Origin of the sequence: Cronobacter sp. HA18006 (genome assembly GCF_011605445.1) — a bacterium.
GTDB classification, from domain to species: domain Bacteria; phylum Pseudomonadota; class Gammaproteobacteria; order Enterobacterales; family Enterobacteriaceae; genus Cronobacter; species Cronobacter sakazakii.
The window spans coordinates 189,794-215,115 of sequence record NZ_JAANQB010000021.1 but is presented as its reverse complement, the minus strand read 5'-3'; the positions used below and the strand labels follow the sequence as shown (position 1 = coordinate 215,115).

25 protein-coding genes, 1 tRNA gene and 1 pseudogene are annotated in these 25,322 nt (G+C 56.9%); 9 read left to right on the top strand and 18 right to left on the bottom strand.

Annotation, left to right across the window (positions count from 1 at the left end):
* Positions 1-3 precede the first annotated feature (3 nt).
* A complete protein-coding gene (locus G9X48_RS13225; RefSeq protein WP_004387110.1) occupies positions 4-498 on the bottom strand; it encodes a DUF2569 domain-containing protein in 495 nt (164 codons plus the stop codon).
* A gap of 162 nt (positions 499-660) precedes the next feature.
* Here G9X48_RS13225 and G9X48_RS13220 point away from each other — a divergent pair, with 162 nt between their 5' ends.
* A complete protein-coding gene (locus tag G9X48_RS13220) occupies positions 661-912 on the top strand; it encodes a MarR family transcriptional regulator (RefSeq protein ID WP_165770554.1) in 252 nt (83 codons plus the stop codon).
* A gap of 196 nt (positions 913-1,108) precedes the next feature.
* Complete coding sequence (locus tag G9X48_RS13215) at positions 1,109-2,212, top strand: glycerol dehydrogenase (RefSeq protein WP_097641668.1); 1,104 nt, start codon at positions 1,109-1,111, stop codon at positions 2,210-2,212.
* A 129-nt stretch (positions 2,213-2,341) separates the two neighbouring features.
* Here the strand turns inward: G9X48_RS13215 and G9X48_RS13210 are convergent, their stop codons facing one another.
* From G9X48_RS13210 to G9X48_RS13190, 5 genes and pseudogenes are all read right to left on the bottom strand, one after another.
* The gene (locus G9X48_RS13210; protein ID WP_012125882.1) at positions 2,342-2,668 is read right to left on the bottom strand and encodes a DUF1493 family protein; all 327 of its coding nucleotides are present in this window, start codon (positions 2,666-2,668) and stop codon (positions 2,342-2,344) included.
* Positions 2,665-2,919 (bottom strand): annotated as a pseudogene (locus tag G9X48_RS13205) (STM2901 family protein); the annotation flags it as partial. The pseudogene G9X48_RS13205 and the gene G9X48_RS13210, both read right to left, overlap by 4 nt.
* A gap of 343 nt (positions 2,920-3,262) precedes the next feature.
* A complete protein-coding gene (locus G9X48_RS13200) occupies positions 3,263-3,688 on the bottom strand; it encodes a hypothetical protein (protein ID WP_012125883.1) in 426 nt (141 codons plus the stop codon).
* A 2-nt stretch (positions 3,689-3,690) separates the two neighbouring features.
* Positions 3,691-4,389: a hypothetical protein gene (locus G9X48_RS13195; protein WP_097641667.1), complete on the bottom strand. Its 699-nt coding sequence runs from the start codon at positions 4,387-4,389 to the stop codon at positions 3,691-3,693.
* Between the two features lie 531 nt (positions 4,390-4,920).
* Positions 4,921-5,005, bottom strand: a tRNA-Leu gene (locus tag G9X48_RS13190).
* A 258-nt stretch (positions 5,006-5,263) separates the two neighbouring features.
* Between G9X48_RS13190 and G9X48_RS13185 the strand changes: the two genes are divergently transcribed.
* The 3 genes from G9X48_RS13185 (at position 5,264) to G9X48_RS13175 (ending at position 7,810) form a co-directional block, all read left to right on the top strand.
* Positions 5,264-6,280 carry an HNH endonuclease domain-containing protein gene (locus G9X48_RS13185; protein ID WP_097641666.1) on the top strand — a complete coding sequence of 339 codons (1,017 nt, stop codon included), beginning with the start codon at positions 5,264-5,266 and terminating at the stop codon, positions 6,278-6,280.
* Entirely contained in the window at positions 6,280-6,858 is a 579-nt protein-coding gene (locus tag G9X48_RS13180; RefSeq protein ID WP_105629580.1) for a class I SAM-dependent methyltransferase, read from the top strand. Before G9X48_RS13185 ends, G9X48_RS13180 begins: the two co-directional genes overlap by 1 nt.
* A gap of 349 nt (positions 6,859-7,207) precedes the next feature.
* A complete protein-coding gene (locus tag G9X48_RS13175; protein ID WP_007780886.1) occupies positions 7,208-7,810 on the top strand; it encodes a response regulator transcription factor in 603 nt (200 codons plus the stop codon).
* 84 nt (positions 7,811-7,894) lie between these two features.
* Here the strand turns inward: G9X48_RS13175 and G9X48_RS13170 are convergent, their stop codons facing one another.
* The 7 genes from G9X48_RS13170 to G9X48_RS13140 form a co-directional block, all read right to left on the bottom strand.
* On the bottom strand, positions 7,895-8,413 hold the full coding sequence (locus tag G9X48_RS13170) for an RNase A-like domain-containing protein (RefSeq protein WP_069681742.1): 519 nt from the start codon (positions 8,411-8,413) through the stop codon (positions 7,895-7,897).
* Between the two features lie 157 nt (positions 8,414-8,570).
* Positions 8,571-8,951, bottom strand: a complete 381-nt coding sequence (locus G9X48_RS13165) for a hypothetical protein (protein ID WP_038879416.1) — start codon at positions 8,949-8,951, stop codon at positions 8,571-8,573.
* The gene (locus G9X48_RS13160) at positions 8,951-9,370 is read right to left on the bottom strand and encodes a hypothetical protein (RefSeq protein ID WP_015387049.1); all 420 of its coding nucleotides are present in this window, start codon (positions 9,368-9,370) and stop codon (positions 8,951-8,953) included. Before G9X48_RS13160 ends, G9X48_RS13165 begins: the two co-directional genes overlap by 1 nt.
* Before the next feature lie 53 nt (positions 9,371-9,423).
* Positions 9,424-9,906, bottom strand: a complete 483-nt coding sequence (locus tag G9X48_RS13155) for a ribonuclease (RefSeq protein ID WP_097641664.1) — start codon at positions 9,904-9,906, stop codon at positions 9,424-9,426.
* 23 nt (positions 9,907-9,929) lie between these two features.
* Positions 9,930-10,382, bottom strand: a complete 453-nt coding sequence (locus G9X48_RS13150; protein ID WP_007850548.1) for a lysozyme — start codon at positions 10,380-10,382, stop codon at positions 9,930-9,932.
* Positions 10,375-11,085, bottom strand: a complete 711-nt coding sequence (locus G9X48_RS13145; RefSeq protein ID WP_032994211.1) for a DUF2589 domain-containing protein — start codon at positions 11,083-11,085, stop codon at positions 10,375-10,377. Before G9X48_RS13145 ends, G9X48_RS13150 begins: the two co-directional genes overlap by 8 nt.
* 49 nt (positions 11,086-11,134) lie before the next feature.
* On the bottom strand, positions 11,135-11,797 hold the full coding sequence (locus G9X48_RS13140; RefSeq protein ID WP_097641662.1) for a DUF2589 domain-containing protein: 663 nt from the start codon (positions 11,795-11,797) through the stop codon (positions 11,135-11,137).
* A 251-nt stretch (positions 11,798-12,048) separates the two neighbouring features.
* Between G9X48_RS13140 and G9X48_RS13135 the strand changes: the two genes are divergently transcribed.
* The gene (locus G9X48_RS13135; protein ID WP_097641661.1) at positions 12,049-13,068 is read left to right on the top strand and encodes an NAD(P)-dependent alcohol dehydrogenase; all 1,020 of its coding nucleotides are present in this window, start codon (positions 12,049-12,051) and stop codon (positions 13,066-13,068) included.
* Between the two features lie 410 nt (positions 13,069-13,478).
* Here the strand turns inward: G9X48_RS13135 and G9X48_RS13130 are convergent, their stop codons facing one another.
* From G9X48_RS13130 to lptF, 5 genes are all read right to left on the bottom strand, one after another.
* Positions 13,479-15,143, bottom strand: a complete 1,665-nt coding sequence (locus tag G9X48_RS13130; RefSeq protein ID WP_097641660.1) for a hypothetical protein — start codon at positions 15,141-15,143, stop codon at positions 13,479-13,481.
* Between the two features lie 356 nt (positions 15,144-15,499).
* Positions 15,500-17,143, bottom strand: coding sequence for a dihydroxyacetone kinase subunit DhaK (locus tag G9X48_RS13125; protein WP_097641672.1), 1,644 nt, complete (start codon positions 17,141-17,143; stop codon positions 15,500-15,502).
* A 60-nt stretch (positions 17,144-17,203) separates the two neighbouring features.
* On the bottom strand, positions 17,204-17,671 hold the full coding sequence (locus tag G9X48_RS13120) for a hypothetical protein (protein WP_097641659.1): 468 nt from the start codon (positions 17,669-17,671) through the stop codon (positions 17,204-17,206).
* Between the two features lie 64 nt (positions 17,672-17,735).
* Positions 17,736-18,818, bottom strand: a complete 1,083-nt coding sequence (gene lptG / locus G9X48_RS13115; RefSeq protein WP_097641658.1) for an LPS export ABC transporter permease LptG — start codon at positions 18,816-18,818, stop codon at positions 17,736-17,738.
* Positions 18,805-19,917 (bottom strand): LPS export ABC transporter permease LptF, encoded by a 1,113-nt coding sequence (gene lptF, locus G9X48_RS13110; RefSeq protein WP_007891270.1) that lies wholly within the window; start codon positions 19,915-19,917, stop codon positions 18,805-18,807. The genes lptG and lptF overlap by 14 nt, the downstream gene beginning before the upstream one ends.
* Before the next feature lie 269 nt (positions 19,918-20,186).
* Here lptF and pepA point away from each other — a divergent pair, with 269 nt between their 5' ends.
* From pepA to G9X48_RS13095, 3 genes are all read left to right on the top strand, one after another.
* Positions 20,187-21,698, top strand: coding sequence for a leucyl aminopeptidase (gene pepA / locus G9X48_RS13105; protein WP_007780838.1), 1,512 nt, complete (start codon positions 20,187-20,189; stop codon positions 21,696-21,698).
* Positions 21,699-21,958: 260 nt separating this feature from the next.
* Positions 21,959-22,420 (top strand): DNA polymerase III subunit chi, encoded by a 462-nt coding sequence (locus tag G9X48_RS13100; protein WP_014729699.1) that lies wholly within the window; start codon positions 21,959-21,961, stop codon positions 22,418-22,420.
* Positions 22,421-22,422: 2 nt separating this feature from the next.
* Positions 22,423-25,278, top strand: coding sequence for a valine--tRNA ligase (locus G9X48_RS13095; protein ID WP_097641657.1), 2,856 nt, complete (start codon positions 22,423-22,425; stop codon positions 25,276-25,278).
* The last annotated feature ends 44 nt before the right edge of the window (positions 25,279-25,322 follow it).

Below are 25,322 nucleotides of genomic sequence, written 5' to 3'. Positions count from 1 at the left end.
TTATTACCGTACGAACACCTGCGCGATGCGCCGGGATTTTAAAAAGTACGGAAGCCAGCATGTGACGCCGATAAACGCCGACAGGACGCTGCGAATGCTGCTGTTGTCCCAGCTCGCGCCAAACAGGCTCACCGGCAGTACGGCGAACCACAGCGCGCTTACCACCCCCGCCAGATAGTAGATAACCATCGCGCGGGGCGTGTGCCGCTTACGCTGAAAGAAATGCCAGCTCGCATACGCCGTGATGCCAATAAGCGCCACTAACAGCACCACCGCGCCTGCGGCATACCACGTAATAATCCCCGAGCGGCTGAAGTACGCGCTTATCGCACTGATCAGATCAAAAAACTCTACCGGCAGAAAGATCAGGCTGAAAATAAGCCCGGCGGCTGGCAAGTACAGTAACCCGTTAATTTTACTGGCTTCCGCTTTTTCGCAAGCGTGACATAATCCCGACTCTTTGTTCGGCTCGTTTTCATTGCACTGAATGCACTTCATTTTCTTTCCCTGTTAATTTCACTTAAATTAAAATTGCGAAGTAATGATGAGATATCACGGGCAGCATAACGCAAGCGGAGGGCGTGGCGAAGGGAATTGATTCATGGTCTGACGTCGCGCAGTGTTAAAAGAGCGTGTTTAATTCCATCCGGGCGCACTGAAATGAAAATAACCAATACGGAATTTAATGTCCTGAGAGTCATGGCAGAAAAAGAAATCGACTGGACGTGGATAATGCTGGATCGCGCTCTTGCCATTCGTGGCATTGAAGGATTTAGCAATGTTGCGAATATTGTCGCCAGCCTTGTTAATAATGGGATGGTTGAGGCTGTGTATATCGAAAACGCTTTGAAGCCCCGTTACCGCGTATCAGAACAAGGTCACCAGTTATTAAGGGAAAACAATGATAATTAACGAGGCTGAATTCAGCATTCTGACGCTATTAGCGTCCAGAGCCGAAGTGAAATGGACTTGGTATAATCTCGATCACGCCTCCTTTAGATATAGCGCAACAAATGCGCACGCCCCCGGCAGTAGAGTCGGAGACTGAGAAGTCTGAGCAAGACAAGGAAACACAGCAGGTTAACTCACTCTCTGAAGGAGGAATGTTATGGATCGCATTATTCAGTCACCCGGTAAATACATTCAGGGCGCGGGCGTGCTCACCCGCATCGGCGACTATTTAAAACCGCTGGCCGAACGCTGGCTGGCCGTCGGGGATAAATTCGTGCTCGGTTTTGCAGAAGAGACGCTGCGCCAGAGCTTTAAACAGGCGGAGCTTAGCGTCGAAATCGCGCCGTTTGGCGGCGAGTGCTCGCAAAATGAAATTGACCGCCTGCGTAAGCTCGCCGACAGCGCCAGCTGTACCGCTGTGCTGGGCATCGGCGGCGGTAAAACGCTCGATACGGCAAAAGCGCTGGCGCATTTTATGGCGGTGCCGGTCGCTATCGCGCCGACCATCGCCTCCACCGACGCGCCGTGCAGCGCGCTTTCGGTGATTTATACCGACAGCGGCGAGTTCGACCGCTACCTGATGCTGCCGCACAACCCGAATATTGTTATCGTCGACACGCAGGTTGTCGCGGGGGCCCCGGCGCGCCTGCTGGCGTCCGGCATTGGCGATGCGCTGGCCACCTGGTTTGAAGCGCGCGCCTGCTCGCGTAGCGGCGCGACCACCATGGCGGGCGGCAAATGCACTCAGGCCGCGCTGGCGCTTGCCGAGCTGTGCTATAACACGCTGCTTGAACAGGGAGAAAAAGCGATGCTGGCCGCCGAACGGCACGTCGTCACCCCGGCGCTTGAACGCATTATCGAAGCCAACACATATCTGAGCGGCGTGGGCTTTGAGAGCGGCGGCCTGGCGGCAGCCCATGCTATCCACAACGGGCTTACCGCCATTCCGGACGCGCATCATTACTATCATGGCGAAAAAGTGGCCTTCGGCACGCTCACCCAACTGGTGCTGGAAAATGCGCCGTCAGAGGAGATAGAAAGGGTTGCCGCGCTTTGCCACAGCATCGGGCTGCCCATCACGCTCGCGCAGCTTGATATTAAAGAGGATGTGCAAACCAAAATGCGCCTGGTGGCGCAGGCGGCGTGCGCGGAGGGCGAAACCATTCACAATATGCCGGGTGGCGGGTCGCCGGAGCAGGTGTATGCCGCGCTGCTGGTCGCCGACCAGTACGGCCAGCGCTTTTTGCAGGAGTGGGAGTAAGCGCGGCGAGTAGTTGTGTTTTGAAATGTGTTTACCTGGAAATCCCCGCTGCGGCGGGGATTTTTATGGAGTGCAGAACAAGGAGACAGTATTAATTATTTCTGATTTAAGAAAGAACCTATTTTTCGTTTAATCATACAACCAGCGGCCAGCTCTAGCAGAGGCGATCAACATCCCAATAGTAAAATCCGGCACCGGAATGGGTTCCGGTTTTTTAAAAAAATTCCATGAGAAAGGTGAATCAGGAAAATAGGTTTTAATCGTAAACCCGGCGCGATCAACGTTAAATGTCGTAAAAAAGGCATCCATCAAATCTTCTATTTCAGCCTCGTCTATTTGCAGATCGGTATCTAAATCCGTTTCCGGCGTCAACGGGACTTCCTTCCCCGTGAAGAGATACGTACCGGCGTAAGGCCGAATGAGTTTGTAAATCTGCTTTTCGAGGTTGTCTGCCATATTTTGTCATCTCCTCTGGCGATAGTGTTGTAATCGCGTATCGTACAGAAAATAATTTGTGAGACATCTGCCGACAAAATAATAATACCGAGCAAAGAAATAGTCCGGCCAATAAAAGGCGTGATATTGCGAACCATTACCCGACGCGCTGTCCATGGTATATAACCACCTAACCATGTAGGTAATTTTATACCAAACGGGAACCTGGCCTTCTTAAAAACCTTTCTTGCTGCTCTGGATGCATAAAATGAACGATTGATGACACCATCAAACACTAGCAGTGTGCCCTCGGCAACACGCGCCTGCAACGGTTGTCTCGGATGAGCAAAATCTTAGGGTTTTCTCAGCGCCCCCTGACGCGCGGGCACGCACGGGGGCGCGGGCGAGCTATACAGTTGAGGGAGTCCGAACTATAAAACATGCAATTTTTCAAGCCGGGGATTCAGCTATAGGCTCACGGTAGAATGCGGCTTGTAGAGGGTTGTGCGCACATACCCAGTACCACCGCATTACTCCACGCGCACAAGTTCCTAAGAGCCGAGTGTGGCAGGGATTGCAGAAGAAGTCAGCTCAATGGAAACGACCGAGTAGCCCTCAATTATTCAATTCCTTGGTTAGTTCTACTTCACCAGTGGTAACATTAGAGCGTAGGTAAAAGAGATCACTATTCATCTGCTCTGGCTTCGTCCATATCTCCGCCTTCCTCGAACCGCCTTTCTGTCTGGTATAACCCAGCTTAGTCAAATAAGCTCTCAACGGCTCGACGTCAGATACTCCCCTAAAAATGATTGTGTTTGATGGGGCGTATCCATCTCCGGGATGTGATTCAAAGTAATAATCTTTCGATATGCGCGGAGCCTTCGCAATATCTTTATCAGTCAGGGAGTGATAATTGAAAAAGTCCTTTTCAGTGTACGTGGTCGTTTCATTGATACCAGAGGCAATAAAATAGATAAATAACCAGCAGAGGATAACAACCGTAATTAATACAAGGATGCTCCATTTAAAGAATTTACGCATTATCACTTCACCCCTGTGTAACCAAGTGACGTCCCATTGTCTGTAATAACTTTAACAATCCCAGATGTAAAATCGTCCCACGGCCTCAACGATGTCATAAAATGCGGGAGATTCCCTGTGTACGACTGGTGACGCACGCACGGATCATCCGGGTCAGGGAACAGAATCGGACGGAAACCACGGTTTTTATGGGAGCCTATAGCACCGTAATGATCCCAACGGCGAACAGCGGAATCGTAACTCACAGGTTTAAGGCGATAACCATAACGCCCCGGCATGATAGCTCGGTGGAATCCGAACAGGTCAGAAACTAAATCCTCACCACTGAAACCGCTATCGGTGTACCAAGAGAAAGCCCGCAAGCTTTGCAACCCTTCAAATCGAGCTGCTGTGCTCATCATCATCGCCAGCATGATTCTGTTAATATCTTCGGTACTCCGCCCGCGCTTAATTTCCCAGCGGGAGAATTTGCCTACTCCGAATTGTGAGTTGAATTTCACAAAGTGCATATCCTGCCGATACATCGCTATGTAGGAAGGCTTGCCGCTACGCTCCCCCGCGATGAACTGGCTTTTAAGCTCCATGATATCACTACCACGAGCATGCCCCATGTCAACCCAGCCAAGCACCTCAGTATAAACAATACCCCTACGCAAAACGTCGAACTGCACCCCATCCTGTATTTCCGCTCTGGTGCTCATCCTTCCACCTCCTTGGTAGATTTTGTTGCCAATGTTATAGCCTATTTTTAAGCCAGTCCAGACAGCTGACAATACCGCTTATAAGCCCCGTTGGTGGTACAGACAAGCGGAGCCTCTGGCGACTTCATCAGGGTTATGTCAGTTAGTGAGGCTTATCAGGATGACCATGTACCCAAGGGGAGCGAGGCCGAACCGCTGGCAGAGCTTGCATATGGTCTGCAAGTACCGTGACCACCATAAACCTGTTTATCCCCTGCGGCGTCTCGCGACGGCGACAGAACGGGGGCATCGGGCTAAAATGTGCTTCACTAAAAGTTTTTGGGATTGTTTAGAGACGGTGGCTACGTCATAGCTTTCAAGTTGAGTCAGTAAGTGTTTGACGCCTGGAACTACACGCCGCTATGAGTAAACATCCCAATTACCACTATCAACCACAGCGGCTTTTTCAAGGGACATAACAGAGCATTTCTTACAGGCAAAAGAGACAGATTTCATTGTCTAATCAATTGTATTGTAAGGAGTTTAGTGACTTGGTGCCGAAGGCCGGACTCGAACCGGCACGTATTTCTACGGTTGATTTTGAATCAACTGCGTCTACCGATTTCGCCACTCCGGCACGGAAGGGATGCGGAAAACGTTGGGATTATACCTGTCAGGGGCCGCCATGCAAGCAGCGCTCTTGCGCCGTCCTGTCGAGTGCTGAAAATTTCAGCATAACGCATGCTCCTTTCTCCATCCTTTCGTTCTTCTTCCCGCTCACAAATTCATCAAAACAATCATTTGCATGTTTACATCACCTTTCATTTGTTATGTGATCACGTAACGGGCTTCACTACCCATGCGGCTCGCCCTCTTCTCCCTGACAGGACAACATATGGATTTTTTCGAGAAAGATCCCACGCCGGAAAACTACTGGCGCGGCGTGATCCTTTTTGGAAACAACTTCGCCACGTACAAGTTCGCGCTGGCGCAGGCGCTGTATGAGGTGAAGCGCGAAAACAGTCTCGTGAAGCTCGAAGAGCTGGCGCTGCCGTTCAGCGCGCATATCTGCGCTCACCTGAAAGAAGCGCCTAAGCAAATCCTCAACATAAAGCGTCCTGGTCAGTTCATCCTTGCCTGTCAGCAGTTTAACCAGCAGGAGATAACGCAGGGGCAGCTTATCGAGGCGACGGTCAGACACGGGTTTAACGTCGTGCTGAAGGCGTTTCACAATGTCAGCGGCGGGCCGATCGCGAAACCGTTTTTCATCAACGAACAGCGCGCCCACAAAGCCATTCGCCTGACCGATGACTTTTATCGCCTCACGGAAACCACGCAGTTCGCGAATCTTACGCATGAAACCGACGCTCGCTGGCGGCTGGTCGAAAAAGCCTGGCAGATGAACCTGCCGCCGCAGTTGCTGGATGTCCATTACGACCCCGAGCAGGAAACCCTCTTCACCCGCTTAAGCTCATCGCGCATCGCGCTGACGAGCTGTCGCAACAGCCTGAACGGCTACCAGAAGGGCCACTGTTTTTACTGCAACGCGCCCATCAGCCTTGAGAAACACCACCCAACGCTTGCCGATATCGACCACTTTCTGCCGCTTGCCGCTCAACTGCCGGGCGTTAACCTGAACGGCGTCTGGAATCTGGTGCTTGCGTGTCACAGCTGTAACCGCGGCGAAAACGGCAAATCCGCCCGCGTCCCGACGCTTGCGCTACTGGCGCGGCTGCACGCCCGTAACGAATACTTTATTAACAGCCGCCTGCCGCTGCATGAGGCAATCATTAACCAGACGGGTAATAATGAGCGCCAGCGTAAAACCTTTTTGCAGGATGCCTGGAACGCCGCCTTTGCGAACCGTCTGCGGCAGTGGGCACCCGAGCCACAACAGGAGCTGATTTTCTGATGACGCAGAACTATTACCAGGCCCACGCGCATGAATTTTTCGAGGGCACCGTCGCGGTCGATATGTCCTCCTTATATGACGCATTCATCCCGCACCTGCCTGCGGGCGGGCGCGTTCTGGACGCAGGCTGCGGCTCCGGGCGCGATGCGCTCGCGTTCCGTCAGATGGGCTACGAGGTCGAGGCGTTCGACGCCTGCGGCGAACTGGTCGCGCTGGCGCGGGCGCACAGCGGCCTGCCGGTGAAGGAGATGACCTTTAGCGATCTTGCTGCGGTGGAACGCTACGACGGCATCTGGTGCTGCGCGTCGCTGCTGCATCTCTCGCATGATGAACTGCCCGCTGCCATGCAAAAGCTGTCGACCGCGCTGAAGCCCGGCGGCGTCTGGTATCTCTCGTTTAAATATGGCGAGGGCGAGCGCGAACAGCAGGGGCGGCGCTTTACCGATATGAACGAAGCCCGCCTGACGATGCTGCTGGCCGCCTTTCCTGAGCTGTCGCCGCAGGCATTATGGGTAACGCAGGATAAACGCCCGGAGCGTACCGAGCAGTGGCTGAATGGGCTGCTTGTAAAGCGCTAAAGCCCTCTTCATTTTAATATTGTGACGTTATTCACAGGCCTGGTTTATTGATATTGTCCGTGGAATAATGCCGCGAGCTTTTAAAACCGCGCCTGGATTTGTTAATAACCAATAAATGGCTGTGTGTGCTTTTATCTTTCCATATAAATCAGCCACAAATAAAGAATGCATAAATTAACACCCTGCTATATATGATATTTTCTTAAGAATTTTTTCGAATTTTAATTATGCCACTGAACCCATCGGCAAAAAGACCTATGGCAAATAGCCTCTTTTATTTTTTTCGTCCCTTTGAATACTCTTGCAGTTTATAGACTTCCCAACGAGCGCTACTGCATGGAGATTAACAATGAATGTGTTAATGATTGACAAGCAATCGATATTTATTGAAGGAATGGCATCGGTGTTGAAGCAGTTTATTCCAGAAATAACCATCCGCGGGTTAAATAACCCGGATGAGATAGATAGCACACTCGGTTATTTTCCGGCCTCGTTGATTTTGCTGGATGGTGATGCGGGTAAAAACGTAAACCTCGATTTGCTGGATGATCTGGCGCAACGCCACCCTGCCATTCCGGTGGTGTTGCTGGTTCATCAGTGCCAGCCCGCGCTGTTGCGGCTGTTTTTGCGTCATCATGTGGCAGCGTTCGTGCGGCGCGATTCACCGCCGGAAGCCATTGTTCAGACGTTGCGCGCGGCTGCGATGGGGATGCTCTGCTTCCCGCAGGAGAGCGTGTCACTGCTGGACAGCGGCCCCGGCGCGCTGGCACGGCTGAGCGAGCGCCAGCGTGAAATTCTCAAGCTACTGGCGGCAGGGGAATCAAACAAACAGATAAGCCGACATCTGAATATCAGCGCTGGCACGGTGAAGGCCCATCTGGAATCGATATTCCGCCGTCTTAACGTGACCAATCGCACTCAGGCGGCCATGATGTATTCAGGAGATGAATAAATCCCTGCGCCCAGGTTAACGACACAGGATAAATTAACGCAGACATTTAAGGGGCATTATGCGCTGCATAATGCCCCTGTTTGTTTACTGCGGATAGCTGGTTAACACGTGCCATTGACCGTTCACATTTTGCATGACGGTAATCGCGGTACGGTTATTGGCAATATTAAACGCGCCATTGTTATTAACGCCCAGTCCAACATTGACTGCACCGTTGCCGTTCATCTGGGTATTAATCACAAAGCGGTTCTGATTCAGAGCCTGTTGTGCGCAGAACGCCTGAATATCAGCCCCCACCTGCGTCCACATCGCCTGCGCCGAAAGCCATGCCGACGCGGTCGCCGTCTGCGGGCACCCTGGCTGGCCACCATTAACGCGCTGCGTAAGCCAGGCCTGATTCTGCCCGATATGGCACTGCACCAGATGACCGCCCGCATTATCCTGCGCCGCCGCCCAGGCGGCCTCTCCCCCCGCCTGCGGGAAATTACACGCCGGGCCATTTAACGCCCAGCTACTAAAGGAAAAGGCCATGAATGTGGCAGCAAAAGCGCCGGACAATACGCGGGTTTTGGTTTTGCCTGAAAACAGATTAACAGTAAACATATCTCTCTCCTGCAAGTAAATGAAAGGGAATGCGAACTCGCAGGGATAAAATAAATTCAGGAGAGTATCAGGCATATTTGCCAGGTGGCGGAAAATCAGCGTCGTTTAGCCTGGGCCATTTCCCCGGAATAACCTTTTCAGCTATTCCGGGAATCGATTATTGCGCCGTTTTCTTTCGTGGCGTGCGCGGTGAGGATTTTTTCCTGGCGGGTGCAGCGGCTTTACGTTTGGGCGGAGTCGATGCGGTTTTCCGGCTCGACATCATATTCCAGAAATAATAAATCGCCACCAGCCCCACGCCCATGTCTTTTAATATCCAGAACGGTAGCGTGTGTACCATAATATTGGTGTCGAATAATAAATAGGGCAAATTGAGGCCGCTCTGGGCTGCAAAACCAAATGCGGCGACTAATAACCCGAGCCGATACCACACGGGAATTAAGAGCATCCGGGTATTTAGCGCGCTGATAAAAATTACGATGGCCACGGTAATATCAATCAGCGTCACGGCCCAAAACAGTAATTTAATCGATGGCATTATGTCTCTCCTGATTTCGGGCGTCGGGGTGCGCGTCTGCGCCCCGGCGCGCGTTTCGCCACGCCGCGGGCGACGCGCTTAAGCTCGCCCGCGACCTGCAAAATGTCGTGACCTTCGCGACGGTTAAAAAAATTAGCGACCCAGGCGATCATGCCGACACTCAGCGCGCCAACAAAATACCCGATGCCCATGGCGATATCGCTGTCCCGGAAATTCATGCCGAGCCAGTGCGAAATAAACCCGCCCAGCGTAAACGTGGTACTGACGCTGATCGCGCCGATAATTACGCCTGCCGCCAGTCGGCCATGTTGATGCAGCTTTTTGGGTTGCCAGAAAAACGACACGCTTAGCCCGCCAAATAATCCGGCGAGCGCGGCAAGGCACTGGCTTAATAGCTCATGAATGTTGTGATCCGCCATAACGGCACCTCGAAAAAGCGGCCCCGGCGCAGAAGGCGCTAAGGCCGCGGCGGTTACTGGCAGGGAGGAAGTACCACAGCGCTGGCATCGTTATCCGTCGAGACGTAGCGCGTCATGCTCTGCGCGCTGTAGATAAGATGCCGACCACTGCTAATGCCCCGCACGCTGTCGATATCGGCGGTATACCACTCGCCGGGCTCCGGCAGCGGCGCGCCGGTATAGCGATCGCCGCCGAGCTGTTTTTTATTCAGCGCCCAGACGTTCCACAGCGAATCCTGCGGAGTACCGCTCCAGCCAAGCTTTCGGGCTTCCTCTCGCGTCACATATTCACGGGGCAGCACGTCGTCTTTATTCAGCGTGCGTAATAGCCCGGTGAGTTTAGCGACATCCTTAACGGGCTTTTTATTTTGCGCCGTCAGTTCCTTATTCGCGTTATTTACCACCAGATCGCATTCCGGCAGGCTGGCATAACCCGGCACGATAAAAAGGCATGCGGCAAGCCCCATGCCGAGCGGCATGTATTTACTATGTTTCATAGGTAATTCCTTAAATCAGCGCATTAGAGGGCAGTCAGAAATAACAGACGCTCGGCTTCACGACGGCGGGTTAATCCGGCCAGCACATTCCCGCCCGCTTTATTCCAGCGTAAAAATTGCTCCGCCGCCTCACGATAACTGCCCTGATTCAGTAACCGCAGCAGCGTACTGCTTTGCAGATTGCCGAGGCCGACGTTAAAAGCGAAACTCACCAGCGCGTCAAACTGGTTCTGGTTGAGATCCACTTTCACCATCTGGCGAATACCGCGCTCGGTCATGCCTAAATCGGCGCGCAAAAGATCTTCCGCCTCCTGCAGCGTTAAAGAACGGGGAAAGTTTTCATTCGGTAAAATAAGATGGCCGTAGCCGATGGTCCATTTACCGATCGCGTCCTGATATTTATCCAGGCGCAGCCCTTCAAAAGATTTAATTAATTCCACGCCGGGTACGCCGGTGTTGGTGGGGATATTAGCCATTGTCGTTACTCCTGTCTGTCGGTTTAGGGAGAACCTGATTGGTGTATTCCTCAATCAGGCGCATCACGCTTTCAGGCGGCTCCAGTACGGTGAACTGCATTTCGATATCCACGTGATCGCTGTCGCGCCCGTTTTTATCGCGGCTTTGCGGCGACATGCTGACGTGAAAGCGCCCCACCGCATCGTCCGAGACGCCCGCCGGTGCGCTTTGCTGTTCAACCGCATCCGTGCGCACCGTCAGGAACACTTTCATTTTTTCGAGCATCAGCCCGCGCGGCGTGGAGAGCGCCACCAGCGGCAGTTTGAAGTGGTGGTTATCGTCAAGCTGCATTTCGATGACTTTCGGCACCAGCCGCCCGTCATCGCTGTGCTCGAAGAACGGATCCAGCGCTTGCATATACTGATGCGCGATGAGCTGGTTTGCGGAGGTCGCCGCGTGCTGCATTCCGCGCGTGATATCCGCAAGCGTGATGGGCATACCGCGCGGTGATGGCCCTGATGGCGGCGGCGTGCCGCCTCCCGGTGGCGGACCGGGCGGAACATGGTCCGGCGGCGTGATCTCTGGCGCGACGGCGCTATCCTGAGCAGTCGCATCTGGCGGGTCCACCGCTGCGGTGCCCTGCGTGCTTGCCGCGTTTAACGGCGTTTGGCTGCGTCCCGCCCCCGCTTCCCGGTTGCCGCGTATCCAGTCTTTCAGTGACATAGTGCGCTCCGTGAGAAATGAGGCTGCAACGCAGCCTCAGGGTTGAATGTCAGCGAGGGTTAGCTGCGCCCGTACCGCCAGCGTTGGCGCTAGCAGGAGCTGCCGGCGTGACGGGGTAGGCGTCGAGCGTTTTGTCATCCAGCTTTTTGGCTTCGGACGGCAAAATAGCCGGGCGCGTGGCCGCGTCGGTCAGGAAGTCGATCACACGCATCAGCGCTTCCGGCGGCGGCTGGCGTTTCACCTGGGTGTGGATGCTGTATTTCGCGCGGGTATCGGTGGAGCGGGTCTGCTGCGCTTTATGCGAGACGCGCCCGCTGATTTTCACGCTGAACGGCCCCCAGCCCACCGACGCCTCCAGCGACGCTTCCGCCGCGGTTTCACTGTTGCTGGATTCGCTTTGCGAAACTTCCAGCTCGAAGTCGATGGTGCCTTCTTCAATACTGATGTTCGGGTGAGAAATCGCCGCCAGCAGCGGGATGCGCATGGTTTTTTTCACCACGCCCTGAATCACGCCTTTTTCATCAACCACGGTTTCGTCGTAGTCGAACTGCACCGCCTCCGCTTTACCGTCTTTGATACAGACGGAAAGCAGGAAGTCGGCATACGCTTTGCTGGCCTGCACCTGCGCTTTGATCATGGCCTGCAGCGGCCCGCCAATCATGTGCTCCAGCGGCAGCGCATTAATGACCGATCCGATAAATTGAGAATCCATAATGCTTACTCCTGTGAGTGTGTAAGTACGTCGCGATGCGAATTCGCAGGAGCCACATTACCGGGGGGCAAACCGGCGACATATTCGCCGGATGGCGGGCGCTGAAGCAGGAAAACGGCCCATGCCATTGGGTATAGTCCCGGTTAATCGTTCGAATGTTAACGATATGAGCGGTCAAAACCGCGCGGGGCTGCATCGGGGCAGTGGAATGACTACACTCCTTGCTAGTGTTCACAACAAAGGAAACCGCGATGACCATCATCAAAAGTTACGCCGCACATAAAGCTGGCGCAGAGCTTGAGCTCTATGAGTACGACGCAGGCGAACTGAAGCCTGAGGATGTGGAGGTTGAGGTTGAGTACTGCGGCATCTGCCACTCCGATCTCTCGATGATCGATAACGAATGGGGCATTTCGGCGTATCCGCTGATTGCGGGCCACGAGGTGATTGGCCGCGTCAGTGCACTGGGTGGCAGCGCGCAGAACAAGGGCCTGAAAGTGGGCCAGCACGTCGGCATCGGCTGGACGGCGTCAAGCTGTGAACATTGCGATGCCTGTATTAGCGGCAATCAGGTGAACTGTCAGCACGGCAGCGTGCCGACCATTCTGAACCGCGGCGGTTTCGCCAATAAAATTCGCGCGAACTGGCAGTGGGTGATCCCGATGCCGGAAGGCATCGACGCCGCGTCCGCCGGTCCGCTGCTGTGCGGCGGCATCACGGTGTTCAAACCGTTGCTGATGCATCACATTACCGCCACCAGCCGCGTCGGCGTTATTGGCATCGGTGGTCTCGGCCATATCGCCATCAAGCTGCTGCGCGCGATGGGCTGCGAAGTGACGGCGTTCAGCTCGAATCCGTCGAAAGAGCAAGAGATCCTGGCGATGGGCGCGGATAAAGTGGTGAACAGCCGCGATCCGCAAGCGCTTCAGGCGCTGGCCGGTCAGTTCGATCTGATTATCAACACGGTGAATGTGTCGCTCGACTGGATGCCGTATTTCCAGGCGCTGGCCTGGGGCGGGAATTTCCATACCGTCGGCGCGGTGATGAAGCCGTTCGAAGTACCGGCGTTTTCGCTGATTATGGGCGATCGCAGCGTCACCGGCTCCGCGACCGGCTCGCCGCACGAGCTGCGCTCGCTGATGAAGCTGGCGGCGCGCGCCAAAGTGGCACCGCAAACCGAAGAGTTCCCGATGTCGCGTATCAATGAGGCGCTGCAACACGTGCGCGACGGTAAAGCGCGCTACCGCGTGGTGCTGAAAGCAGATTTCTGATTAGTAAGCGTAAAAAGCAAAGGCGCCGCAGGGCACCTTTTTTAACCGTTGTAGATAGTGGGTTCGCGAGAGATTTTCCAGGGTGGGTGTGGCTGCGGATTTCATGGTGGGTGCGCTTCGCTTACCCACCCTACAAAACCCTGGCCTCATCGTAGGGCGGATAAGCAAAGCGCACCCGCCACCCAAACCATGCACGTTTTCCCGTAGGGCGGGTAAGCGCAGCGCACCCGCCACCCAACCCATGCATGTTTTTCCGTAGGCAGGTAAGCGAAGCGCACCCGCCACCCAACCCATGCATGTTTTTCCGTAGGCGGGTAAGCAACGCGCACCCGCCACCCAACCCACGCATGTCCTTCGTAGGGCGGGTAAGCGTAGCGCACCCGCCATTACTGCCACCGCCGGCAACGCGCTTACTGTCTTAACTCCGCCACTTTCTGAATCAACTCATGCACCGGCACCACGCCATAGAGCATCTCGTCCTGCGAGATCCAGACCGGAGCCACCAGCAGCAGCGCGGTGGCGATAGCTATCGACAGCACCGCGCCGAGCAGCCATCGGCTACGCAACCGCCCTTGCTGCTTGCCCCACGCGGTGAGCGGCTTGCCGAACTGCCGGTTCAACCAGCTGCTTCGCCACAGATACCCCACCAGCGTGCCCACCAGCGCGATGCATAGCATTGGTATGCCATGCACCATGGCGATGCCCTTTAGCCCGGCTTCCATGTTCCACACGCCATTGATATGGCCGGGTGCCGTCAGGTAAATGCGCCCGGTATCAAAGTTCATCATTCCCTGCCGCTGCCAGGTCGTTACTACCGGCAGCAGCAGATACATCATCAGCGCGGTAAATAGACTCCACTTCGCCAGCGACCAGCGCTGCACCGCGCTGACCAGGCTGCCAAGGCTTTCGATCGCCTCGTTAAGATACGGCGTGGCGAAGGCGCGGTTGAGCGCTTCACGCAGCGCGTCGCCCCGCTTGCCGCGGCTATGTTCGATAAGCATCGCCTGGTGCGCTTCCGATTCCATAAACGTCTGCACCGTTTTACGGCTGGCGGCCCCTACCCGCGGGTTGCGCCGTTTGCCCGGCGTCGCCTGGCGCACCAGCATATCGAGATCGTTTTTCAGCAGCGCCTGCAATACATGCCCGGCGTCGAGAATATGCGGCGTCACGCCGTAGAGGATCCAGCGAATCGGCTCTTCGCCCGCTTCCGGCAACGGGCTCTCCATTCGGCCAAAGGGCACGTTAGCCTCATAGAGAACATGCACGTCGCGGCGCGCGTAATCGACATCGTTATCCGTCAGCGCAACGGGGCCGTAACTGCCGAGCGACGGTACGCCTGCCTTGTATAATCCCTCGCGGATATACTCCGGCACGTCGGCCTGCGGGTAAACGAGTTGGTAGTCCGGCGTGGCGGTCGCTTTCAGCGACGTAATGTGTGAAATCATCCCTGTGCCGCTACACGGTGAGCATTGTTTGTTGCCGGAGCCGCCGCAGCCGTTACAGGTCACCCTGCCGCCGTAACAGGTGGGGCAGCTCTCGTAGTAGTTTTCGGTGCGGTTTTGTTTGGTGTAATGGTCGTAATAGCTGCGCTGGCGCATCACCTGACCGCTGCCGCCGCAACCATAGCAGGACGTTTTTCCGGAACCGTGGCACTGGCCGCAGTTGACCGAACCGCTGCCGTGACAGTTGTTGCAGTTTTCCGTCAGGCAGACCTGCATTGGGTGAAGATAGACCATCTCTTCGCTCTTCCAGTCGCCGTAAGGCCGCGAGAGCAGCGACGCCCGCGCGTCATCCAGCGTTTTATCGCGGGCGAGGATGGCGCTGGTCTGCGCCTGTAAGGCGCGCTCGTACTCCGTGCGCGAGTGGCAGACATCAGTATTAAGGCCCGCGGAGACCCGCCCCGCCTGGGTTGCCGTGTCGGTGCGGACATTAAAAATCAGCCGCAGGCTTATCTGGTAGTGGAAATCGATATAGTCGACAGGCACGACGCTAAGCTCACCCGGCTCAAGGCGCGTGGAGTCGCGGACGAAGTTCTGGATGGTGGTATCGCAGGCGGCAAGCCAGGCGTCTTTCATGATATCTCCTCAGGCGAAATGACCCGTCAAAATGCAGGCCGCCGTCAGAGTGGGCCGCTCGTCGCTTTTTAAGGGGGAAGAGGCGGAATGGTAGCATAGCGAGGCGCAAGGCTATGCTCCTGATTCTGGTGGGGAAGTAGGTATTGCAGTGGTGGGGATTGAGGTGGTGGGTGCGCGAAGCTTACCCACCCTACACGGGAAGTGGCAGTGGGTTCATGGTGGGTGCGTAAGCTTACCCACCCTACACGGGAAGTGGCGATGGGTTCATGGTGGGAGCGCGAAGCTTACCCACCCTATAAAACCCTGGGCTCACTGTAGGGCGGGTAAGCGAAGCGCACCCGCCTTAACGCCAGAGCTTAACCCCCCTGGGTTATCGCCTTAAACACGCCCGCGACCGCCACGGCGCCCGGATCTTCCACCCCTGCGAGGTTATCGCTCCCCACATAAGACGAGCGCCCGGCCCTGGCCTGGCCCATCTGCGCGGTGGCTTTTGCGCCCTGCTCCGCGGCCTGCGCGGCGGCGGCAATCCCTTTGTCTCTTAACGCTTCCAGCGCCGGTTGCAGGGCGTCGATGAGCGTCCGATCGCCTGGGGCCGCGCCGCCGTAATGCTTCATCTGCGCAAGGCCCGCCAGCAGCGCGTCGGGCAGCGCTGTGCCATCGGCCACCTTCTGCCCGGCGGTGGTAAAGAAAATCGACATCAGCACGCCGCTGGAGCCGCCCATCACCGTCGCAAGACGCTCGCCGATGAGCTGCAACAGCGCGGCGGCGTCGTTCAGCGGCAACTGATTATTCGCAAGCTTCTGCGCGATATCTCGCGCGCCTTCGGCAAAGGTGGAGCCGGTATCGCCGTCGCCCACTTTCGCATCAAGCGCGTTCAGGTGCGCTTCCTGCGCGATAAGCGCGGCCGTGGCGCGCTCAAGAAGCCTGCGCACGTGTGGATTATCGGAAGGCGCGGCCTCCACGCTGTCACGCACCAGCGGGAGCGACTGCGCGTGCGGCTCGCCGAACGCCACCGGCACCAGCCAGCCTGCGGCCTCCACCGGCGCGTTCAGCGCCTCTGTGAAAATGTCATTGAGCGGCAACAAAGAGAGCGAAAAACCTTTCATGTCGAGCGCGCTCACGAGCGGCGCAGGGCCGATCAGCCAGTCGATGCGGTCTTTCAGGGCCGAGCGCGACAGCTCGCGCGTCAGCAGCGCCATCTCCAGCGCAGACGTGCCGCCGAGGTTATTAATCAGCACCGCGAGACGCGCGTCGGCGGGCACTTGTGCCATCAGGCGCTCCACCAGCGTCGCCACAATTTCCCGGCTGTTCTGGGTGCCGATAGTGCTGGCACCGGGCTCGCCGTGAATGCCAAGCCCCAGTTCCGCCTCGCCCTGTTTGATACGCCCGTCTTCGGTGCTTCCCGGCAGGCTACAGGTCTGCAGCGCCACGCCGAGGCTTTTCACCGCGTCGCTCGCCTGCTGCGCCAGCGCGCGCACGTCGCTTAACGATTTGCCCTGTTCGGCGGCGAAACCGGCGATTTTATGCACCAGCGCCGTGCCGGCGATGCCGCGCGGCTGTTTGTTATCCGGCAGCGCGACGTCGTCGGAGACGATCACCATTTCCACTTTCAGCCCGTGGCGTTTGGCTTTCTCCGCCGCCAGGCCGAAGTTCAGCCGGTCGCCGGTGTAGTTTTTCACGATGAGCAGACAGCCGTGGTCGCCCGTTACCGCCACAATGGCGTTCAGTACGGCATCCACGCTCGGCGAGGCAAAGAGATCGCCGCAGACGGCGGCAGTGAGCATTCCCTTACCCACAAAACCTGCGTGCGCGGGCTCATGGCCGGAGCCGCCGCCTGAGATCACCGCGACTTTGCTTTTATCCCAGTCGCGGCGGGCCACGATGCGGATCGCCGGGTCGATATCAAGGCGGGTGAGGTTCTGGTGGCGGGCGCTGAGGATAAGCCCGTCAACGGCGTCGTTGATAAGGCGTTTACGGTCGTCAAAAAAGAATCTGGACATGGTTTCCTGCGAATCAGTGAACGGTATGAAAAGCATAGCCGTTTCGCAGGCAAGCGGCGGTCAGAGCCCGTATTCGCCGTAACCGCGCCGCTTTTGCAGGCGATCCAGCCAGCGGCCAGCAAAGTGAACGCCCACTAACACAGCAGCCAGAAAGGCGGTGTGCAGCCAGAAGGCGACGCGCCCGTCGAAGATAAAAAAGCTCAGGATGAAATACGGCAGCGTGGCGCTGGTTATCGCAAAGAGAAGGTGTTCGCCAAGCGAGAACAGGCGCAGCACCTCGTCAGCCTCTTTCTCCTGTGGGGAACCGGCGGTCACCACGCCCACCGCCAGGCTGCGGCGGTCCACATGTCGCGCGAGCAGCGTGAAAAGCAGCGCCAGCACGGCGAACACGCCACCCTCGAAGGCCAGCCACGACAGCGGATCGCGAAAATAAAAGTAAGCGCCCACTATCAGAATCAGGATGAGCGCCTCAGGCACAAAGGCGAGATGGGCGAAGAACAGGAGGAACAGCGAGGCGAGTCTTTTCATGGCTTCCCGGCAAACGTGAAAAGAGAGGAACCGCACTCCCCCGAGCGAGGGAGTGCGCAAGGCATCAGGCGCGTTTCATCAGCAGCCAGAGGCTTATCAGGAAGAAGCTGGCGCTCGGCAGCAGCGCGCCGATAATCGGCGGAATGCCGTACACCAGGCTCAGCGGCCCGAAGATTTGGTCCAGCACGTAGAAGATAAAGCCGAAGCTGATACCCGTTACGACGCGCACGCCCATCGGCACGCTGCGCAGCGGCCCGAAGATAAACGACAGCGCCATCAGCATCATCACCGCCACAGAGAGCGGCTGGAAGATTTTGCTCCACATGTTGAGCTGATAACGGCTGGCATCCTGGCCGCTCGCCTTCAGATACTTGACGTAATTACCCAGCCCGCTTATCGACAGCGCGTCTGGATCCAGCGCCACGACGCCGAGCTTGTCCGGCGTCAGGTTAGTTTTCCAGGTGCCGGTCAGCGTCTGGGAGCCGGTTATCTGCTGCGGGTTTTTCAGGTTTGACTCATCCACCTGCGACAGACGCCATAGCTTGTGTTCAGCGTCAAACTTCGCGTTGGCGGCGTAGCGGACCGATTCCAGACGACGCTTGTCGTTAAAGGCGTAGATGCTGATACCGCCCAGCTCGTTTTCGCCTTTTACGCGTTCGATATACACAAAATTATTGCCGTCTTTTGCCCACATCCCCTGCTGGGTGGAGAGCAGCGAACCGCCATACATCTGCTGCGCGCGCAGGTTGCGGGCCATCTGCTCGCCCTGCGGGGCCACCCATTCGCCGATAGCCATCGTGAAGATAACCAGCGGAATGGCGGTTTTCATCACGGAGGCGGCCACCTGCATACGGGTAAAGCCGGAGGCCTGCATAACGACCAGCTCGCTACGCTGCGCCAGCATCCCTAACCCCAACAGCGCGCCAAGCAGCGCGGCCATCGGGAAGAAGATCTGGATATCTTTCGGCACGCTCAGCAGCGTGTATGTCCCCGCGCCAAGCGCGGTGTAGCTGCCTTCGCCGGTCTTTTTCAGCTGATCGACGAATTTGATAATGCCCGACAGCGACACCAGCATGAACAGCGTCATCATTATGGTGTTGAAAATTGTTCTGCCGATATACCGGTCGAGAACGCTAAATCCCAGCATCGATCACTCCCCGACGAGCAAAGCGGGCGCGGATGCGGCGCATTGGCACCGTGTCCCACAGGTTCAGCGCCACGGCCAGCGCCAGATAAAGCAGGTTAACGGCCCACATCCAGATCAGCGGATCAAGCTTGCCTTTCGCGCCGTTGGAGCGCAGCGAAGTCTGGAGCAGGAAGAAGATAAGATAAAGCAGCATCGCGGGCAGCATCGAGAGCACGCGGCCCTGACGCGGGTTGACCACCGAGAGCGGCACGACCATCAGCGCCATCACGATGACCGCGAACACCAGCGTCAGACGCCAGTGAAACTCGGCGCGCGCCGATTTGGAGTTAGCCTGCCAGAGCGTTTTCATGTCCATCTGCTCGGCGTCGTCCGGGTCCAGCGCGACGGCCTGGTGGCCAATGATCGCCTTATAATCTTTAAAATCCGTGATACGGAAATCGCGCAGCATCGCGGTGCCTTCAAAGCGGGTGCCCTGATTGAGCGTCACCACCTGCGAGCCGTCCTTACGCTGCGAGAGTTCGCCGGAATCGGCGACAACCACAGAAGGACGCGCGTTGCCTTTCGGGCGCAGCTGCGCCAGGAAGACATCATTGAATTTGCTGCCGTTCACGCTTTCGATAAAGAGCACCGCGTTACCGTCGGTCGCCTGCTGGAACTGCCCCTGCGCGAGCGCCGCCATGCCGGGGTTGGCTTTCGCCTCCGCGAGCACTTCGTCCTGATGGCGCGACGACCACGGCCCTGCCCACATCACGTTCACCGCAGCGACAATGCCGGTCAGCAGCGCGAGTACCATCGCGGCTTTCACCAGCACCGCTTTACTCAGCCCGCAGGCGTGCATGACGGTGATTTCACTTTCGGTATAGAGCCTGCCAAGCGTCATCAATAGCGCGAGGAACAAGCTTAACGGCAGGATGAGTTGCGCCATTTCGGGCACGCCCAGGCCAAGGAGCGAAAGCACGAGGTTTGTCGGAATATCGCCGTCCACCGCCGCGCCAAGAATTCTCACCAGTTTCTGGCAGAAGAAGATCAGCAGCAGGATGAACAAAATCGCCAGTTGGCTTTTGAGCGTCTCCCGAACCAGATATCTTATGATTATCACATTAAATACGCCTGTGAATACGAGTCTTTTTGCAGGAAAATCGCTTGTTTCATGGCTTAAACGTCATTTATTCTCTTGAGTCGTCGAAAAGATCGCTAAGATTACTTATCTTAACGGCTTCGCGCTTCAAGCGTTGCTGACGAGCCGAAACCAAAACAACATTCGTTAAGATTAACACGAAGTCATCGCAACAGCGGAGCAAGAGTTACGAAGTGGTCAATTCTATCTGTAGCCGCCGCCGTTGTCTTTAAGATTCAGGAGCGTAGTGCATGGAGTTCAGTGTAAAAAGCGGGAGCCCGGAAAAACAGCGCAGTGCCTGCATTGTTGTAGGCGTCTTTGAGCCGCGCCGTCTCTCTCCCATCGCCGAACAACTCGATAAAATCAGCGACGGCTATATCAGCGCCTTGCTGCGTCGCGGTGAGCTGGAGGGCAAACCGGGCCAGACCTTGTTGCTTCATCACGTTCCGAATGTGTTGTCAGAACGTATCCTGCTTATCGGCTGCGGCAAAGAGCGCGAGCTGGATGAGCGTCAGTATAAGCAGGTGATCCAGAAAACCATTAATACTCTGAATGATACCGGATCGATGGAAGCGGTTTGCTTCCTGACCGAGCTGCACGTTAAAGGCCGCAACACGTACTGGAAAGTGCGCCAGGCGGTAGAGACGGCGAAAGAGACGCTCTACAGCTTCGATCAGCTTAAGACGAACAAGAGCGAGCCGCGTCGTCCGCTGCGCAAAATGGTGTTCAACGTGCCGACCCGCCGTGAACTCACCAGCGGCGAGCGCGCGATCCAGCACGGTCTGGCGATCGCTTCCGGTATTAAAGCGGCCAAAGATCTGGGCAATATGCCGCCAAACATCTGTAACGCCGCCTACCTCGCCTCTCAGGCGCGCCAGCTGGCCGACTCCTTTAGCAAAAACGTCGTCACCCGCGTGATTGGCGAACAGCAGATGAAAGAGCTGGGCATGCATTCGTACCTCGCGGTGGGCGAAGGCTCGCAGAACGAATCCCTGATGTCGGTAATTGAATATAAAGGCAGCAGCGAGCCGGATGCCCGTCCGATTGTGCTGGTGGGCAAAGGGCTGACCTTTGACTCCGGCGGCATCTCGATTAAACCGTCCGAAGGGATGGACGAGATGAAATATGACATGTGCGGCGCGGCGGCGGTGTACGGCGTGATGCGCATGGTGGCTGAGCTGAACCTGCCGGTGAACGTGACCGGTATTCTGGCGGGCTGTGAAAACATGCCAGGCGGACGCGCGTATCGTCCGGGCGACGTGCTGACAACCATGTCCGGCCAGACGGTGGAAGTGCTGAATACCGACGCTGAAGGCCGTCTGGTGCTGTGCGATGTGCTGACGTATGTCGAGCGCTTCGACCCGGAAGTGGTCATCGATGTGGCGACGCTGACCGGCGCGTGCGTGATTGCGCTTGGCCATCACATCACCGGGCTGATGTCGAACCACAACCCGCTGGCGCATGAGCTTATCAGCGCGTCCGAGCAGGCGGGCGACCGCGCCTGGCGTCTGCCGCTGGCGGACGAGTTCCAGGAGCAGCTGGAGTCGAATTTCGCGGATATGGCGAATATCGGTGGACGTCCTGGCGGCGCGATTACCGCCGGGTGTTTCCTGTCGCGCTTTACGCGTAAATATAACTGGGCGCACCTGGATATCGCCGGCACCGCCTGGCGCTCCGGCAAGGCGAAGGGCGCGACTGGCCGCCCGGTTGCGCTGCTGTCGCAGTTCCTGCTAAACCGCGCCGGGTTCAACGGCGAAGAGTAAGACGCTGACAGACGGTGGGTGCGCTTCGCTTACCCACCCTACCAAACACCGTCAGGTATGCTGGCGATACGGTAAACGGTGGGTGCGCTTTGCTTACCCACCCTACCAAACATTTATGTACGCTGGCGGTGGGGCAAAACCCCGTAGGGCGGGTCAGCGTAGCGCCACCCGCCATCTCCCGACAACAACTCGCCCTACCCGAATCAGGGCGACGTTTGCAGCCAACAACGAGGCAACGTGAAACACCACGGGTATCGCTTATGAAGAACGCAACGTTTTACCTGCTGGACAACGACGACACCGCCGACGGCCTGAGCGCCGTCGAACAACTGGTGTGCGACGTTGCCGCTGCGCGCTGGCGCGCAGGGAAACGCATCCTGATTGCCTGCGTCGACGAAGCCCAGGCCACCCGCATTGACGAAGCGCTCTGGAAGCGCGACCCGGACAGCTTCGTGCCGCACAATCTCGCAGGTGAAGGGCCGCGCGGCGGCGCGCCGGTGGAAATAGCCTGGCCGCAAAAACGCGGCAGCAGCCCGCGGGAGCTTCTGATAAGCCTGCTGCCGGAATTCGCAGCTTTTGCCACTGCTTTCTATGAAGTGGTAGACTTCGTACCTTACGACGAATCCCAGAAACAACTGGCGCGCGAACGCTACAAAGCCTATCGCGCCGCCGGTTTCCACTTGACCACGGCCACCTTCACGGCGCCCGGAACGACACAGTAGAAATGGAAAAGACATATAACCCCCAAGATATCGAACAGCCGCTTTACGAGCACTGGGAGCAGCAGGGCTATTTCAAACCCAACGGCGACGAGAGCCAGGAAAGCTTCTGCATCATGATCCCGCCGCCGAACGTCACCGGCAGTTTGCATATGGGTCACGCCTTCCAGCAAACCATCATGGACACCATGATCCGCTACCAGCGCATGCAGGGTAAAAATACCCTGTGGCAGGTCGGCACCGACCACGCCGGTATCGCGACCCAAATGGTCGTCGAGCGTAAAATCGCCGCTGAAGAAGGGAAAACCCGCCACGACTACGGCCGCGACGCCTTTATCGACAAAATCTGGGAGTGGAAAGCGGAATCCGGCGGCACCATCACGCGCCAGATGCGTCGTCTGGGCAACTCGGTGGACTGGGAGCGCGAGCGCTTCACCATGGATGAAGGCCTCTCCAACGCGGTGAAAGAGGTGTTCGTCCGTCTTTATAAAGAAGATCTGATCTATCGCGGCAAGCGTCTCGTGAACTGGGACCCGAAACTGCGTACCGCCATCTCTGACCTGGAAGTGGAAAACCGCGAGTCAAAAGGCTCGATGTGGCATATCCGCTATCCGCTGGCGGACGGCGCGAAAACTGCCGACGGCAAAGATTACCTGGTGGTCGCCACCACCCGTCCGGAAACCCTGCTGGGCGATACTGGCGTTGCCGTAAACCCGGAAGATCCTCGTTATAAAGATCTGATCGGCAAATATGTCGTGCTGCCGCTGGTTAACCGCCGCATCCCGATCGTCGGCGACGAACACGCCGATATGGAAAAAGGCACCGGCTGCGTGAAGATAACGCCAGCGCACGATTTCAACGACTACGAAGTGGGTCGCCGTCATCAGTTGCCGATGATCAACATCCTGACCTTTGACGGCGATATCCGTGAAAGCGCGGAAGTCTACGACACCAAAGGCAACGAATCTGACGTTTATTCAAACGAGATCCCGGCGCAGTTCCAGAAGATGGAACGCTTCGCCGCGCGTAAAGCGATCGTGGCGGCGGTCGATGAACTCGGCCTGCTCGAAGAGATCAAACCGCACGATCTGACCGTGCCTTACGGCGATCGCGGCGGCGTGGTTATCGAACCGATGCTGACCGACCAGTGGTACGTCCGCGCCGACGTGCTGGCGAAACCGGCGGTGGAAGCGGTAGAAAACGGCGATATCCAGTTCGTGCCGAAGCAGTACGAAAACATGTATTTCTCCTGGATGCGCGATATTCAGGACTGGTGTATCTCCCGTCAGCTCTGGTGGGGCCACCGCATTCCGGCCTGGTACGATGCCGAAGGCAATGTCTACGTAGGTCGCAGCGAAGAGGAAGTGCGTCAGGAAAATAGCCTGTCCGCGGACGTCGCGCTGCGCCAGGACGACGACGTACTGGACACTTGGTTCTCCTCCGCGCTCTGGACGTTCTCCACCCTCGGCTGGCCGGAAAACACCGACGCGCTGCGTCAGTTCCACCCGACCAGCGTCATGGTCTCCGGCTTTGACATCATCTTCTTCTGGATTGCCCGCATGATCATGATGACCATGCACTTCATCAAAGATGAAAACGGCAAACCGCAGGTGCCGTTCAAGACCGTCTACATGACCGGTCTTATCCGCGACGACGAAGGCCAGAAGATGTCCAAGTCCAAGGGCAACGTGATAGACCCGCTGGATATGGTCGACGGCATCACGCTGGAAGAATTGCTGGAGAAACGCACCGGCAACATGATGCAGCCGCAGCTGGCGGAGAAAATCCGCAAGCGCACCGAGAAGCAGTTCCCGGAAGGCATCGAGCCGCACGGCACCGACGCCCTGCGCTTTACGCTGGCGGCGCTGGCCTCTACTGGTCGCGACATCAACTGGGACATGAAGCGTCTCGAAGGCTACCGCAACTTCTGTAACAAGCTGTGGAACGCCAGCCGTTTCGTGCTGATGAACACCGAAGATCAGGATTGCGGTTTTAACGGCGGCGAGAAAGTGCTGTCGCTGGCCGATCGCTGGATCCTGGCGGAATTCAACCAGACCGTAAAAGCGTACCGCGAAGCGCTGGATAATTTCCGCTTCGATATCGCGGCGGGCATCCTGTATGAATTCACCTGGAACCAGTTCTGCGACTGGTATCTGGAGCTGACCAAGCCGGTCATGAACGGCGGTTCAGAAGCTGAACTGCGCGGTACCCGCAACACGCTGGTGACCGTGCTGGAAGGTCTGCTGCGCCTCGCGCATCCGATCATCCCGTTCATTACGGAAACCATCTGGCAGCGCGTGAAGGTTATCGCCGGTATCGATGCCGACACCATTATGCTCCAGCCGTTCCCGGCGTTTGATGCTTCCCGCGTGGACGACGCGGCGCTGGCGGATACCGAGTGGCTGAAGCAGGCGATTATCGCCGTGCGTAATATTCGCGCCGAGATGAACATCGCGCCGGGCAAACCGCTGGCGCTGCTGCTGCGCGGTTGCAGCCAGGACGCGCAGCGTCGTGTTAACGACAACCGCGGCTTCCTGCAGACGCTGGCGCGCCTTGAAAGCATCACAGTGCTGCCTGCCGATGACAAAGGCCCGGTGTCGGTGACCAAAATCATCGACGGTGCAGAGCTGCTGATCCCGATGGCAGGGCTGATTGATAAAGACGCCGAGCTGGCGCGTCTGGCGAAAGAAGTGGCCAAAATCGAAGGCGAAATCGGCCGCATCGAAAGCAAACTCGGTAACGAAGGCTTTGTGGCCCGCGCGCCGGAAGCCGTTATCGCCAAAGAGCGCGAAAAACTGGCGGGCTATCATGAGGCGAAAGCCAAACTGATAGAACAGCAGGGCGTCATTAGCGCACTGTAAGTCAGTTGAATAAAAGCCGGGGCGACCCGGCTTTTTTTATGGCG

Bases quoted from the DNA above. Each gene is read 5' to 3' on its own strand.
- G9X48_RS13225 (WP_004387110.1), bottom strand. From the start codon at position 498: ATGAAGTGCATTCAGTGCAATGAAAACGAGCCGAACAAAGAGTCGGGA.
- G9X48_RS13220 (WP_165770554.1), top strand. From the start codon at position 661: ATGAAAATAACCAATACGGAATTTAATGTCCTGAGAGTCATGGCAGAA.
- G9X48_RS13215 (WP_097641668.1), top strand. From the start codon at position 1,109: ATGGATCGCATTATTCAGTCACCCGGTAAATACATTCAGGGCGCGGGC.
- G9X48_RS13210 (WP_012125882.1), bottom strand. From the start codon at position 2,668: ATGGCAGACAACCTCGAAAAGCAGATTTACAAACTCATTCGGCCTTAC.
- G9X48_RS13200 (WP_012125883.1), bottom strand. From the start codon at position 3,688: ATGCGTAAATTCTTTAAATGGAGCATCCTTGTATTAATTACGGTTGTT.
- G9X48_RS13195 (WP_097641667.1), bottom strand. From the start codon at position 4,389: ATGAGCACCAGAGCGGAAATACAGGATGGGGTGCAGTTCGACGTTTTG.
- G9X48_RS13185 (WP_097641666.1), top strand. From the start codon at position 5,264: ATGGATTTTTTCGAGAAAGATCCCACGCCGGAAAACTACTGGCGCGGC.
- G9X48_RS13180 (WP_105629580.1), top strand. From the start codon at position 6,280: ATGACGCAGAACTATTACCAGGCCCACGCGCATGAATTTTTCGAGGGC.
- G9X48_RS13175 (WP_007780886.1), top strand. From the start codon at position 7,208: ATGAATGTGTTAATGATTGACAAGCAATCGATATTTATTGAAGGAATG.
- G9X48_RS13170 (WP_069681742.1), bottom strand. From the start codon at position 8,413: ATGTTTACTGTTAATCTGTTTTCAGGCAAAACCAAAACCCGCGTATTG.
- G9X48_RS13165 (WP_038879416.1), bottom strand. From the start codon at position 8,951: ATGCCATCGATTAAATTACTGTTTTGGGCCGTGACGCTGATTGATATT.
- G9X48_RS13160 (WP_015387049.1), bottom strand. From the start codon at position 9,370: ATGGCGGATCACAACATTCATGAGCTATTAAGCCAGTGCCTTGCCGCG.
- G9X48_RS13155 (WP_097641664.1), bottom strand. From the start codon at position 9,906: ATGAAACATAGTAAATACATGCCGCTCGGCATGGGGCTTGCCGCATGC.
- G9X48_RS13150 (WP_007850548.1), bottom strand. From the start codon at position 10,382: ATGGCTAATATCCCCACCAACACCGGCGTACCCGGCGTGGAATTAATT.
- G9X48_RS13145 (WP_032994211.1), bottom strand. From the start codon at position 11,085: ATGTCACTGAAAGACTGGATACGCGGCAACCGGGAAGCGGGGGCGGGA.
- G9X48_RS13140 (WP_097641662.1), bottom strand. From the start codon at position 11,797: ATGGATTCTCAATTTATCGGATCGGTCATTAATGCGCTGCCGCTGGAG.
- G9X48_RS13135 (WP_097641661.1), top strand. From the start codon at position 12,049: ATGACCATCATCAAAAGTTACGCCGCACATAAAGCTGGCGCAGAGCTT.
- G9X48_RS13130 (WP_097641660.1), bottom strand. From the start codon at position 15,143: ATGAAAGACGCCTGGCTTGCCGCCTGCGATACCACCATCCAGAACTTC.
- G9X48_RS13125 (WP_097641672.1), bottom strand. From the start codon at position 17,143: ATGTCCAGATTCTTTTTTGACGACCGTAAACGCCTTATCAACGACGCC.
- G9X48_RS13120 (WP_097641659.1), bottom strand. From the start codon at position 17,671: ATGAAAAGACTCGCCTCGCTGTTCCTCCTGTTCTTCGCCCATCTCGCC.
- lptG (WP_097641658.1), bottom strand. From the start codon at position 18,818: ATGCTGGGATTTAGCGTTCTCGACCGGTATATCGGCAGAACAATTTTC.
- pepA (WP_007780838.1), top strand. From the start codon at position 20,187: ATGGAGTTCAGTGTAAAAAGCGGGAGCCCGGAAAAACAGCGCAGTGCC.
- G9X48_RS13100 (WP_014729699.1), top strand. From the start codon at position 21,959: ATGAAGAACGCAACGTTTTACCTGCTGGACAACGACGACACCGCCGAC.
- G9X48_RS13095 (WP_097641657.1), top strand. From the start codon at position 22,423: ATGGAAAAGACATATAACCCCCAAGATATCGAACAGCCGCTTTACGAG.